Consider the following 13,010-nt stretch of genomic DNA (forward strand, 5'->3'; position numbering starts at 1 on the left):
ATGACGGGAAAAATCGCAGGGGCGCATCCAAGCGGCAGACCCTTGCGTATCTGCTTTCATGAGCGCCTTTCTTCTCGCCGCAATGCTTGCCGCCGGGCTGTCCGTGGCGATGGTCGGAGTGTGGCTGATCGCACGCCGACCGGGCGCTTCCGGCTGGACGGACGTGGTCTGGTCCTACGCGGTTGGGCTGGCAGGGGTCGTCGGAGCTTTGGCACCCATCTCCGGGTCGCCGACGCCGCGCCAGTGGCTCGTCGCAGCCCTTGCCGGGGCGTGGTCGCTGCGCCTTGGCACCCACATCGCGCGCCGCATCAGGCCGGGTCATGACGATCCGCGCTATGCGCAATTGCGCAGCGAGTGGGGCGCGCGGTTTCCATGCAGGCTGTTCGCCTTCCTGCAGGTTCAGGCGGTCGCCGGCTGGCTGCTGGCGATCTCCATTCTTCTGGCCGCGCGCAACCCGTCTCCGGCTTTTGCATGGAGCGATATCGCCGGTTCACTCCTGCTCTGCACAGCGATCGCCGGAGAGGCGGTTGCCGATGCGCAATTGCGCGCATTCGCTCGATCTTCCGGCAATCGCATTGCCGTCTGTCAAACCGGACTGTGGAGCCTTTCACGCCATCCGAACTACTTCTTCGAATGGCTGGGCTGGTGCGGCTATGCGGTGATCGCCATCGGTCCCGGTGGAGGTCTGGATGAGCACTATCTCTGGGGCTGGCTGAGCCTGTCCGGGCCGGTCTTCATGTACTGGCTGCTGGTCCATGTCTCGGGCATCCCTCCGCTTGAGGCGCACATGCTGCGCTCGCGGGGAGAGGCTTTCCGCGATACCCAGAGGCGCATTTGCGCGTTCTGGCCCGTTCCACGCTTAGAGGAGCATCCCAAGGCATGAATCCCATCGCCACTGCCATCCGCGTCGTCGAAGCCATGCCGCTGCCCGATGCCCTGACCCGATCGGGCATCGACTTCCTTGTCGGCGCCCGCCTCGAAAGCCTTTACGATTCGCCGCCCAGCGACGCCGCCTTCGCGAAAGCGATGCGCGATCATCCGATCGCCGAGCACACCGACGCGGCGAACGAGCAGCATTACGAATTGCCGCCCCGCTTTTTCGAGCTGACGCTGGGCGCGCGGCGCAAGTACAGCTGCTGCCTCTATCCATCGGGCACCGAGACGCTGGAAGAGGCGGAAGTGCTGGCGCTGGAACAAACCGTCGCCCACGCCGATTTGGCAGATGGCATGCGGATATTGGAACTGGGGTGCGGCTGGGGATCGCTCAGCCTGTTCATGGCTGAACATTTTCCCACCGCCCGGATCGTGGCCGTATCGAATTCCGCACCGCAACGCAGGCACATCGAGACCCGGGCGCAGGAACGAGGTCTCACCAATCTCACCATCATCACCGCCGACATGAACGACTTCCAGCCGGAGGGCCTTTTCGACCGTATCGTGTCGGTAGAAATGTTCGAGCACATGTCAAACTGGGCCACCCTGCTGGAACGGGCCCGTTCGTGGCTGACGCCGGAAGGACGCCTGTTCGTCCATGTCTTTTCCCATCGCAGCCAGCCCTACCGCTTCGATACGCGCGACAAGACCGACTGGATCGCCCAGCACTTCTTCACCGGTGGCATCATGCCCAGCCACACCCTGATCGCCAATTTTCCGGACTGCTTCGAGGTCGAGGAGGAGTGGCGGTGGAATGGCGCGCACTACGAACGGACCGCAAGGGACTGGCTTGCCCGTTTCGATGCAAACCGGGCGGAGATCGATGTGGTGCTGCGCGAAGTGTATGGCGCGCAGGCAAAGCTCTGGCGGCGGCGCTGGCGCCTGTTCTACCTCGCGACCGCGGGCCTGTTCGGCCATTCCAGGGGCGAGGAATGGGGAGTCAGCCACTACCGGCTCAAGCCGGTCGCAAGGTCGGCGTGACTATCAGGGGCCTGCTGCGATCCTATGTCCAGCACGATGATCCCCTGACGCGGGCTGCCAACGGTATCGCCCTGCTTGTTGCTTCCAGCCAGCCGACATATCCGTTCTAAGTGCTGTGGGTCGCGGGGGGTGAATGGTGGGTCGCGTGCTGGACCTTCGTGTCCACGCCGCTGTTCGTCATGGTTCCCGCGTTGGCCCGGCGCCATTCGCTCTTTGGCCGCATGCTGCTGCCCGTCGCAGGCGCGGCGAACGCCATCGTCGCGACGAAGGCGCTGGGAGAAGCCTGCGGCGTCGAGTTGTTCCTTCTGCCTTGTGCTTTGCTCGGTCTATTGGGAACCCGACGAAATGAGTGGCCAGCCGGCCTGGCCGTGGTGTTGGCCGTCCTCGGCGCTCTGTCGCTGTATGGACATTACGGCGTGCCCTTGGGCGTATTTGACGGTGAAGGCCATGCGGCTTTGGTCCGGCTCAATGCCGGCAGCGCCGGGGTGCTGTCGCTGATGATCCTCGTGAGCTTCATCCGCGCGCGGACATCCAGCGCACGGCGATGAAGCCCGCCGTTGCCGCCGTACCGGTCAGCAGCGTACCCCAGCACAGGTCCGCGATGGTGACCAGGCCCGACCAGCCGCGCAGCGTGGCCTGGTTCGTGAGATCATAGGTCGCATAGGCGACAAAGCCCAGCGTGGCGCCGCGCAGCAGCGCGCCTGTCCAGCGTCCGGCCGGCAGCGCAGGCCACACTGCAAGGACGAGAATTCCGGCGATATAGATGAAGTAGAACGCTGCGGCAGGCCCCAGATTAAACCCGTTCATCAGCAATCCGCTTAGTTCACGGCGATAGAGACGGCTTGCTGCCAAGCTGAGCCATACGGCATCGCAAGCCAGGAAAACCAGCGCGGTAACGAGATACCCTACGATCCACGCAGCCATTGTCAGCCCTTTCGATTGGCGGGCGCCGGTGAAACGCCATCCGAACAGAACGTCGGAACCCGGGTTCCGATCCCTCCTGCCCCTTTCGACATCATCCAAAGGGCTTTCCCTCACGTATCTTCTGACCGGCGCCAACGAGAAGGTAACGGCAATGCGAAATTCCGGAAGAATGATGCGCGGAGTAGGCGTTCTATCCATCCTTACAGGAGGCCCGGCTTTGGCCGCGACCAGCTTCATGGGCGGGCAATGGGAGCATCAGACCGATCTGGTGAGTGCAAGCGTGCCCGGCGTCCCGCAATGGCTTATCCGGCTGACGGCAGGCCACTCGACGCGCCGAAACTGTCCCAGTCGGGCTGAAGCGCAGATTCATCCGGAATTCCTGCTTCAGGGCGATGATAGCGCTACGTGCAAACTGCGTCGGCTGTCGATGGTCGACGGCAAGCTGGAATTCGACACGTTCTGTACCAACAAGCACTTCCCGGATGGCCTGCTCGTGTCCTCGCGCGGATCGTATACGCCAACGACATATTCGATTTCCACGACAAGCACTGGGACCAAAGGCGGGAAACCGGTTCGCATCCTCACTACGGGGGCGGGCAAAAGGGTCGCAAACAGCTGCAAGAACTCAGGGTAAATGTCGGGCGGGGGCCGGGATCTTGCTCCGTTTACCGACTGTCAAAGGGTCGTATCGTGACTCGCCGCCTGCAACCGCATGCGATAACAGGGCTTATTCCAGCATCAGTTTGAGTGATACGGGAACGAGACGGGGCGGGGATGACGGCTTTTCAATCGGCAGCGCCGGTGTCCGAGGGCGCCATTCACGACAGGCTGGAGCATGTCGCGCTCTACCGGTGGTGGCGCCGGTCGGTTGTGGGGCGGGTCGATCACGAGGCGGTGATGGCGCGTATCGTCGAGGACAGTGGCTGGACACCTCGCTACGCGTTCATGGTGATGATGTCGGCTGGTATTGCGGTCCTCGGCCTGCTGCTGTCCTCCCCGGCGGTGGTGATCGGCGCGATGCTGATCTCTCCGCTCATGAGTCCGATCCTTGGGTTGGGGTTCAGTCTTGCCCTGTTCGATTTCAAGGAGATGCGGCGGGCGCTGACGGCGCTCGCGGTCGGTGCCGGCGCGGCGGTGCTGTTCACGGCGCTTATCGTTGCGCTATCACCGCTCCAGGCGCCGACCAGCGAGATCATCGCACGCACGCGGCCAAACCTCTTCGATCTCGCGGTCGCGCTCTTCGCAGCCCTTGCCGGGACGTTCGCGATCATCCGCGGCCGCGGCGACACCGTAGTCGGCGTCGCCATCGCAACGGCCCTGATGCCCCCTCTCGCCGTCGTCGGCTTTGGCCTCGCGACCTGGAACATGCCGGTCCTTGGCGGCGCTTTCGCGCTGTTCGTCACCAACTTCGTGACGATCGCCTTGTCGGCGATGATCATGGCGCGGTTCTACGGGTTGGGGCATTACCTCTCCAGTCAGCAGACCTGGACGCAGACCTTTGTCCTGTTGTTCGTCTTCGTCGCAATGGCCATTCCGCTTGGCATCTCCCTCAAGCAGATCGCCGGGGAAGCTGTGACGCTCAACCAGACCCGCTCGTTCCTCTCCGAACGCTTCGGTGCCGATGCACGTGTGACCCAGCTCGACATTGACTTCGATGCGCAGCCGGCAGTGGTTCGCGCTGTGGTCATCACCCCTCGCGACAAGATGAAGCGCACCGCGGCGTTGCAGGACGATCTCACCGCACGGCTCGGGCAGCCGATCAAGCTGCGGCTGGATCAGGTTCTGCTCGAAGCGGGTGCCGGTGCGATCGAGGCCCAGCGTGAGGAAATCCGGCAGGCAGGCGATGCCGCCGCCATCGAGACCCAGCGCATCGCGAGCCTTTCACAGATGCTCGCCCTCACCGCCGGCATATCGTCCGACAGCGTGACGATTGATCGCGATCACCATCGTGCAATGGCCAGCGCCGCGCCGCTTCCCGGCGCATCCCTTGCCACATATCGCACCCTGGAACGGCGGGCTGCTGCTCAGGCCGATGGGTGGGACGTGGTGCTCACTCCGCCGCAGATAGCATACCCGTCAATCAGCTTCACAGGGTCTCAGGATGCGCTCGACCTTCCCGCGCGGGAGGCCATTCTGGTGACGGCATGGGCCGCCAGGCGCTGGAATGTGCGTGTCCTCGCCGTTCCAGGCCTTCCAGCCGATGCGCCGCAATCTCCCACGCTTGTCCAGCGGCGGGCTATCGGCATTGCCGCACTGCTACGTGAGAACGGCGTCGAAGCGGTGCCCGCTCCGGCCGCAGGAAGCCGTTTTGCGCTAAGAGAAGTTGAAGGAGGCGGGGAGCAGCCTTGAGCCCGGCCCTTGTCAGCGCCGTGATCCTGCTGGGTACGCTAGTCCTGTTCGTATCCGAGCGCGTGCGGCATGATCTGGTCGCGTTCCTCGCGCTCATCGCCTGTCTCATGACGGGTCTTATCGCGCCGGCTGACGCCTTTGCCGGATTTTCCGATCCTGCCGTGATGGCGGTCGCAGCGGTGCTTGTGGTCGGGCGTGCCATCGAGCTTAGCGGAGCGGCGGGTCTCGTCGCCAACCGCGTCATCCCGGTCGATGCGCCGTTCGCGATGCGGCTGGCCGGACTTCTGGTGGTCGGTGCCATGTTGTCGGCCTTCATGAACAATATCGCCGCTCTGGTCATCACCATGCCGATCGCGGCCGAGATCGCGCGCACGGCCCGGCGATCGCCGGCCGCCACCTTGATGCCGCTCGCGTTTGCAACGATTCTGGGCGGGATGACGACGCTGATCGGCACGCCGGCCAACCTCATTCTGTCTTCGGTGCGGGAAGCGAGATTGGGTACGCCCTTCGGCTTCTTCACGATGACGCCCGTCGGGGTGGCGGTGACGGTCGTCGGTCTTGTCTACCTGTGCGTGGTGGGTTGGCGTCTGCTGCCGGTGCGGACGCGCAGTTCCAGCGATGGAAAGCCGCCATGGCGAGTATATGAGCTGTCGGTTCTGGATGAACGTCTGGAGGCTGATGAGCTGCGTAGCCGTCTCAGGGCTGCCGGAGCGCGGATGCTCGCCGCCTTCCGAGATATCGCGCCAATTGCCGGGGTCGACCACTTTCAGGCGCGGGACCGCCTGCTGGTCGTGTCGCGCAGGAACCAGTGGTCAGTAGCGGCGATAGCCGGCCTCGCCAGTGATGTTCCCGCAGACCATGTGCCAGATGCCGTCACCGTCCGCGTCGCGGTGGCACACGGCTCTCCGCTCATCGGGCTTGGATACGACGAAGTGCGAACCCGCAGCCGGCAGCAGTTGCAGGTCGTCGCTGTAGGCCCCCGCGTGGCGAGCGAACGGCGGCAGTTGGTGGACATGCGCATACGTGCTGGCGACCAGCTCTATATCCGCGGTCCTCAGTCAGAGCTTGGCGCGTTCAGCGCCAGTGCCCGTGTCCTGGAAATCGACCGGCACGATCCCGTCCCGACGGCTCACGCCCGCGCAGCCGGTATCATCGCGATTTTCGCAGCTGCGATTGCCTGCATTGTCGGACTCGGGCTCTCCCCCGCACTAGCTTTCACCGGTGCCGCCGTCCTGATCGCGGCGTTGCGGCTACTGCCGCCAGAGGAAATCTACCGCTCTATCGACTGGAGCGTGATCGTCCTGCTCGCAGCCATGATCCCGGTGGGGCAGAGCTTCGAGGACAGCGGCGCAGCCGCCATCGCGGCGCAGTGGCTGGGGGAGACGCTGACGGGTCTGCCGCTGGTCGTCGTTCTGGCCGCACTGTGCTCGGTCACCCTGGTGCTATCCATCTTCCTCAACAACGTGGCGACGGCGATCATCATGGGCCCGCTCGCTATCGACGCTGCCAACCTCCTTCATGTCAGCCCAGACGCAGCGCTGCTGGCAGTGCTCATCGGCGCGTCTTCCGATTTTCTGACACCGATCGGCCATCAGAACAATCTTCTGGTCATGGGACCGGGCGGCTACCGATTCAGTGATTATGCCCGGATGGGCGCGCCGCTGGTCGTCGCTGTGGTAGCCTGTGCGGCTATTACGCTGACGCTGCTGTATGGCTGATCGGGACTTCACGGTGCGCGATGCGCAGCACCAAGAAGCCCAGAAATCCGGAAATCAATGAACCGACGAGAATGCCGACTTTGGCTTCGGACTGAAGGATAGCGTCGCCCGGGAACGCCAGGAGGGCGATGAAAAGGCTCATCGTGAAGCCGATCCCACAAAGCAGGGCCACCCCCAGCATCTGCATCCGGCTGGCATGCGCCGGAGCATCCGCCAACCCCAGCTTGGTGGCCATCAGCGAAAAGCCAAACACGCCGATCGGCTTGCCGAGGACCAGACCTGCAGCGACTCCAAGCGTCACCGGCGCGAGTAACGCATTCGCCGGCAGGCTGAGAAAGGGCACCCCGGCATTGGCCAGTGCAAAGAGAGGAACAATGAGAAAGCCAACCGGGATATGCAAGGCGTGTTCGAGGCGATGGAGAGGGCTGGTGGCATCGCCGTCCGAGCGGCTTGGCGTCACGTCCATGGGTATGGTCAACGCAAGCAGCACACCGGCCAGCGTTGCATGGATTCCAGAGCGGAACACGAAGATCCACAGCACCACGCCCAACAGCAAGTAGGGTGTCAGCCGGCGAACTCGCAGACGATTCATCGCCATGAGACCCGCGACGGCCAGCACCGCGCCAAGCAAGTCGGGCCAGGAAACCTGGGCGGTGTAGAACACTGCGATGATGATTACGGCACCCAGATCGTCAATGATCGCCAAGGCAGCCAGGAACACGCGCAGAGACGCAGGCACGCGGTCGCCGAGCAATGATATTACGCCAAGAGCGAATGCGATGTCGGTCGCCGCTGGAATCGCCCAACCCCGGGCCGTTTCCCCTGTATTGAATGCGAAAAAGAGCAGTGCCGGAACCGCCATGCCGCCGAGGGCCGCGATGCCCGGGAGCATGCGGCGCGGCCATGTGGAAAGTTGACCGTCGAGCATCTCACGTTTGATCTCAAGGCCAACGAGCAGGAAGAACGCCGCCATTAAGGCGTCATTTATCCAGTACGCGATCGAGAGCGGCCCGAGATGATTGTGCAGCAGGGCTTCGTAGGTCGCTGCGGCGGGCGAGTTGGCGAGCATGAGCGCGATGGCGGCCATCGCCATCAGAAAAAGACCTGCAGAGGACTGCCCATGCAGGAAACGGCGAAGAGCGCTGGGGGACTTGAGGCGTGCAAGGACCATCGGGAGCTCCGGGCAAAGATCATCAGGCACCGGCGGCCCGACCGATGCTGCGAAACCTGCCCACCACATGGCGAACACCCGCCGTATCCTTGGCAGCCCGCACCCGGGGCCGCAACCCCGGTCCGACTTGCCGAGGCCTCGATGTGGTCGGAATCTGCGATCAGTCCGTTGGATTATCGTGAGCGATTTCGCGCTGACCTTTGTCCAGTCCCACATTCGGGCAGTCAGTCAAATTCGGTAGCTAAGCTCATTTGCCTGACTGCCTGTGGGAGCATGCCGATAGCTCGGCCTTGAGGCTGCTCAGCCTGCCGCCTTCAGGAAACGCTGCGAGAGTCCATGATAAAGCTTTTCCTTGCAGACGAACTGCGCGGCGAAATCCGCCACCAGGGCAGAGGCCACCAGCGGCATCATCAGCCCCCGGCTCGCGGTCGTCTCCGAGATGATGATGACCGCCGTGAGCGGAGCTCTCACCACGCCGGTGAAGTAGGCGACCATGCCCAGCAGCACGATGGCACCGGGCGAGTAATCCGGGAAGACCGTGCGCAGAAGGTCGCCAATGCCCGCGCCGATCGACAGCGACGGCGCAAAGATTCCGCCCGGCAGACCCGAGACGGCCGTCGCCAGCGTCGTCACGAACTTCGCCGCACCGAACCATGCCGGCACAGCGCGGCCTTCGATGATCCCGTGAGCGGTCTCATAGCCCGTGCCCCAGGTCAGCCCGGTGAAGGCCCCGATCACCGCCACGACCACGCCGCATCCAAGTGCGAACGTCACCGGCCGCGCCCGAAGCCAGGCCATGGGGGCGAAGGACGTCGCGCCTGCGGCCAGCATCAGCCGTGAGAAGATACCGCCCGCAATGCCTCCGATGATCCCGGCGACGGGAGCAGCGATGATCGCCTGCGTCACGCGAAGTGTCTGACGCATTTCTCCGAAGTAGATGTAATCCCCGGCCAGCCCGAGGCTCACCATGCCTGCGATCAGGACGGCCGCCATCACCAGCAGCGTCATCCGCTGCTCATAGGCCGCTGCCAGTTCCTCGATCGCGAAGGCCACGCCGGCCAGAGGCGTGTTGAACGCCGCCGCCACGCCGGCCGCACCGCCTGCGATATAGACCGACGAGCGGATGGGAATGCGCATTAGCCGGTGCATGCGCCCCATGATCGCCGCCGCGATCTGCACCGTCGGCCCCTCGCGGCCGACCGACGCGCCGAAGACGAGTGCCGCCGCCGTCAGAAAGAACTTGGCGATAGCCGCACGCGCCGACACGAAGGTCGACAGGGCGGCTTCGGGATTTCTGGTCGCGGCTATCACCTGCGGGATGCCCGAACCTCTCGCCAGCGGTGCCATGCGGTTGGTCACCCAGACGATGCCCGCGAAGCCCAACGGCGTCATAAAGAAAGGCAGCCACCAGCATCGGCGGTAGGCCGACTGGAAGAGCATATTGGCTCGATCCGCCATGTCGGCGAAAACCAGGGCCACCAGCCCGACCAGCACCGCGCCGCCCAGAATGGCCACACGCCGTCGCCAGATCAGCGCTTCCGGACCATGGCGACGCAGGAGGACGCGAAAGCGCCGGGGGAGGAGGCGGGTAAGCGGCTTCACGGAACGAAAACTCAAACTGCGGACTGGACAAGCTCGCCGAGCCTCATGGGTGTTTCATAAGCCTGAGTCCACCCTCGTCTATCAGGCAGCTGCTGAAGGAAGTACCGTTCGGCAGTATGTGAAATCTTGCAAACTAACAGTCAAAGGGCCGTGATTTTCTTAATTATGGTGCAGTCATCGGCGTTACAGCTAGTGCCATGCTGTTCTCGGCCGCCATTTATATTTCTAACTAGCGATGGGTAAGGATGGGTTCTTAGAGCCCGCCTCGAAAGTTGTTGAGCAATACCAGTATGTTGTGATTCAGTCCGTCCTGCGAGAGATGGAGTGATCAATGACATGGACTGGTATTGCCCGGCAGGAGCATAGCCGGAAAGGACTGCGCTATTCCAGCGATATGACGGACCGTGAGTGGTCTTTGGCGGAGCCGTTCATCCCGCCGGCCAAGCGCGGAGGTCGACGTCGGACGACAGACATGCGCGAGGTGGTGAATGCCTTGCTTTACATAGCAGCCAGCGGCTGCGCCTGGAGGCTTCTACCCAAATGCTTTCCGCCGGTCTCGACGGTGCAGCGCTATTTCTACGCTTGGCGCAACACCGGTTTGCTCGAGGCCATGAACACGGTGCTGGTGATGAACCTGCGCGAGATCGAAGGGCGCGAAGCCTCGCCGAGCGCCGGTGTGATCGACAGCCAGTCAGTGAAAACCACCGAAAGCGGCGGCCCTTGCGGGTATGACGCGGGCAAGAAGCTCAAGGGCCGCAAGCGGCATATCCTGACCGACACCTGCGGCTTTCTCATCTTCATCCTCGTCCACACCGCCGACATCCAGGACCGCGACGGTGCCGTCGATGTCCTCAAGGCCGTGCGGAAACGCTTCCCGTGGCTACGTCATGTCTTTGCCGATGGGGGCTATGCCGGCAACAAGCTCCGTACTGCCCTCGCCGGATCAGGGGCCTGGACGATCGAGATCATAAAGCGTTCGGACAACGCGAAGGGCTTCCAGGTTCTCCCGCGGCGGTGGGTCGTCGAACGCACCTTCGCATGGCTTGGCCGATGCCGCCGCCTCGCCAAGGATTGGGAAACCACCATCGCATCCTCCACGGCATGGACAACAATAGCCTCCATCCGCATGCTCACCCGCAGAACTGCAAGATATTGCTACGGTTGAGAAACTTCTGAATCAGGCACTTAGCTCGACTTTGTACGTTTTTGGTCAGGTCCAGGTCCAGAAGATGCTGTTTTCAGCAACGTGGTCGAGTGCTTGATCGAGGGGCAAGACGCATCCGCCCATATCATCGATATTTTCCCATTTTCGCTGGTGTGACCAGTAGCGAACTACTCCAGTTCCGGCCCGGTCTACCGCGTGGGTCTGCGCGCCCAGTTCTGAACACGGTTCCGATCTGAAGGCTACTCCCCTGCGTGCCGTCGCTCACCCTCGCGGCGGCACGCTTTTTGTTGACATTTATAACCACATAGGTTATATAGCCCAGCATCCGGAGCGGCGAATGATCACGTCGCTCCGGTGTATCGGGTCGGCGTCGTGGGCCGGGATGCGGTTTCAAGCCGCAGCTGTGCAAACCACGCGCCCATCGAAGACCCGGACTGTCTCTGCGCTACCGGAAACGCCGTCCATACGTTCCTGCGACACACGGCAGGACATGGGAGGGCCATCCCGGATAGCCTTCGGCCGATAACGCTGCGAACCCTAACGATGGCCACATGGGACAAGTCCGATGGAATACAGGTCGAACCGGGCTGCACCGTGAGTTACCCGGCCGCTCGCCAGAGCTTCACGGAAAACAAAACCCCGCGTCCCGGTGAGGACGCTCCCGACGCCGACCCGATGTTACCTTCGGATGCGTTGATTTCCCCGGCGTAACGGCCCGCACTCGCCAGCGGGCGTTTCCGCATATCCTCGTCATTGCGAGCGCAGCGAAGCAATCCAGGGCAGTCTTGAGCCGCCCTGGATTGCTTCGCTGCGCTCGCAATGACGAACGGTGGGTGCCAGTTCCTCCCCCAAGGGGGAGGATTTACTCCCGACCCTTCGCCCAGGTCTCATACACTTTCAGCGCCTGTCCCGGCCCGCTGCCGAACCAGCTGTACCCATTGCGCCGTTCCAGGCTGATCTCGTTCACCTCGTCATGGACCGACTTGTCGCGGTCGCCGAAGACCGGTCGCCCTGTCGCCATGTCGTAGAACCGCGCCCAGATTGGCCCGGCGCCGGGCTTGTCGAAGAGGCGCTTGCCCGCGACGCCATCGTCGGCCAGCCCCCACGCCTTGTCCCGCACCGCGACCGAGCGCAGCCAAGCCGCCCCGCCATGCACGGCCGCGACGACCTGCGGCGAGGGCGAAGGTTGCTCCATGAGCAGGACCAGCAATCGCGCGCTCTCGTTGCTGGACAGCGCGGCGGGCTCGAAGTTGCGCGCTCCGACCGGCGCCTGCGTCAGTGCATCATGCTGCTGCGACCAGCCGGTCAGCCTGCCGCCCACCCGCACTTGCGTGGCGAGGATCACCCCGATGCCGCGATCGTATGCTGCCCTGGCGCTCGCGGCCTCCGGAGCGGTCACGAAAGCGAAGTCGCCCTTGCGCGCGGCCACCTCGCCCAGCAGCGCGAGCACCTGCGCGATGGCATCGTCGTTGTAGGTCACCGCGTCGTGATAGCCGCCCTGCAGCGGATAGACCTGCGGCCAGCCCCCGTTCGGGAACTGCGCTTCGAGGAGATAGCCCAGCCCCTTGCGGAACGAGGCCCGCAGCGCATCGCCGTCCTTGCCGGGCGCCTGCGCCTGAACGCGGGCGAGAAAGCGCATCTCGTCCAGCGTGGCGTTATTGTCGATGGTGCCGACGTAACGCCATTCCTCGCTGGCGCTGACGATGTCCTCGCGGGCGTTGGCGGGCAGGTTCTCGTGCGGGACCCAGTTCTGGCCGGGCAGGCGCGCCGGACCGGAGCGGTCCATGTTCTTGCCCCAGCCGCCTGCCGGGGTCTGGAAGCTGACCACGGTGGCGGCGATGCGCCGCGCTTCCGCCCCGGCGTACCAGGCGGAGGGCTTGTCCATCGGCATCCCGCCCCCGCCCGAGGGGCCGGAGGGCGGGTTGCTCGCCGGATGGCTCTTGCGCTCGGCCGCCAGCGCCGCCTTGTCCGCCGCCATCAGCGCCTGCGAGCGGGCGAGGTAACGATCCCATGCCTGCTGCTGCGCGGCGGGCATGGCATCGATCCGCGCGGCGGTGACCGGCTCGGCCGGGGTCATGGTGCCGATCGTCGCGGCCTGCAGCGGCGCGGCGGCGAGAGTGGTTGCAAGGAGCAGGGCTTTCAGGTTGCGCATGGTTCTCTCTCCCTC

At 63.9% G+C, this 13,010-nt stretch carries 11 protein-coding genes; 7 read left to right on the forward strand and 4 right to left on the reverse strand.

The window, feature by feature from the left end; translation table 11 throughout:
- The first annotated feature begins 58 nt into the window (after positions 1–58).
- From HWN72_RS22025 to HWN72_RS22035, 3 genes are all read left to right on the forward strand, one after another.
- The gene (locus tag HWN72_RS22025; protein WP_211151370.1) at positions 59–883 is read left to right on the forward strand and encodes a DUF1295 domain-containing protein; all 825 of its coding nucleotides are present in this window, start codon (positions 59–61) and stop codon (positions 881–883) included.
- Complete coding sequence (locus HWN72_RS22030) at positions 880–1,914, forward strand: cyclopropane-fatty-acyl-phospholipid synthase family protein (RefSeq protein WP_211151371.1); 1,035 nt, start codon at positions 880–882, stop codon at positions 1,912–1,914. The genes HWN72_RS22025 and HWN72_RS22030 overlap by 4 nt, the downstream gene beginning before the upstream one ends.
- A gap of 158 nt (positions 1,915–2,072) precedes the next feature.
- Entirely contained in the window at positions 2,073–2,462 is a 390-nt protein-coding gene (locus HWN72_RS22035) for a hypothetical protein (protein ID WP_211151372.1), read from the forward strand.
- On the opposite strand, the gene HWN72_RS22040 is transcribed toward HWN72_RS22035, so the two are convergent.
- Complete coding sequence (locus tag HWN72_RS22040) at positions 2,428–2,838, reverse strand: DUF2177 family protein (RefSeq protein ID WP_211151373.1); 411 nt, start codon at positions 2,836–2,838, stop codon at positions 2,428–2,430. The genes HWN72_RS22035 and HWN72_RS22040 overlap by 35 nt on opposite strands.
- Before the next feature lie 217 nt (positions 2,839–3,055).
- On the opposite strand from HWN72_RS22040, the gene HWN72_RS22045 reads away from it, so the two are divergent.
- From HWN72_RS22045 to HWN72_RS22055, 3 genes are all read left to right on the forward strand, one after another.
- A complete protein-coding gene (locus HWN72_RS22045) occupies positions 3,056–3,472 on the forward strand; it encodes a DUF3617 family protein (protein ID WP_211151374.1) in 417 nt (138 codons plus the stop codon).
- 140 nt (positions 3,473–3,612) lie between these two features.
- A complete protein-coding gene (locus HWN72_RS22050) occupies positions 3,613–5,187 on the forward strand; it encodes a DUF389 domain-containing protein (protein WP_211151375.1) in 1,575 nt (524 codons plus the stop codon).
- Positions 5,184–6,905, forward strand: a complete 1,722-nt coding sequence (locus tag HWN72_RS22055) for an SLC13/DASS family transporter (protein ID WP_211151376.1) — start codon at positions 5,184–5,186, stop codon at positions 6,903–6,905. The genes HWN72_RS22050 and HWN72_RS22055 overlap by 4 nt, the downstream gene beginning before the upstream one ends.
- Here the strand turns inward: HWN72_RS22055 and nhaA are convergent.
- Positions 6,880–8,076, reverse strand: a complete 1,197-nt coding sequence (nhaA, locus tag HWN72_RS22060; protein WP_211151377.1) for a Na+/H+ antiporter NhaA — start codon at positions 8,074–8,076, stop codon at positions 6,880–6,882. The two genes, HWN72_RS22055 and nhaA, sit on opposite strands and share 26 nt — an antisense overlap.
- 300 nt (positions 8,077–8,376) lie before the next feature.
- Positions 8,377–9,693, reverse strand: coding sequence for a chloride channel protein (locus HWN72_RS22065; RefSeq protein ID WP_248006232.1), 1,317 nt, complete (start codon positions 9,691–9,693; stop codon positions 8,377–8,379).
- 316 nt (positions 9,694–10,009) lie between these two features.
- Here HWN72_RS22065 and HWN72_RS22070 point away from each other — a divergent pair, with 316 nt between their 5' ends.
- Positions 10,010–10,843: an IS5 family transposase gene (locus tag HWN72_RS22070; RefSeq protein WP_211151378.1), complete on the forward strand. Its 834-nt coding sequence runs from the start codon at positions 10,010–10,012 to the stop codon at positions 10,841–10,843.
- An 862-nt stretch (positions 10,844–11,705) separates the two neighbouring features.
- On the opposite strand, the gene pelA is transcribed toward HWN72_RS22070, so the two are convergent.
- A complete protein-coding gene (pelA, locus tag HWN72_RS22075) occupies positions 11,706–12,995 on the reverse strand; it encodes a pectate lyase (protein WP_248006233.1) in 1,290 nt (429 codons plus the stop codon).
- Between the last annotated feature and the right edge of the window lie 15 nt (positions 12,996–13,010).

Origin of the sequence: Novosphingobium sp. HR1a, assembly GCF_015594425.1 — a bacterium.
Lineage (GTDB): Bacteria > Pseudomonadota > Alphaproteobacteria > Sphingomonadales > Sphingomonadaceae > Novosphingobium > Novosphingobium resinovorum_A.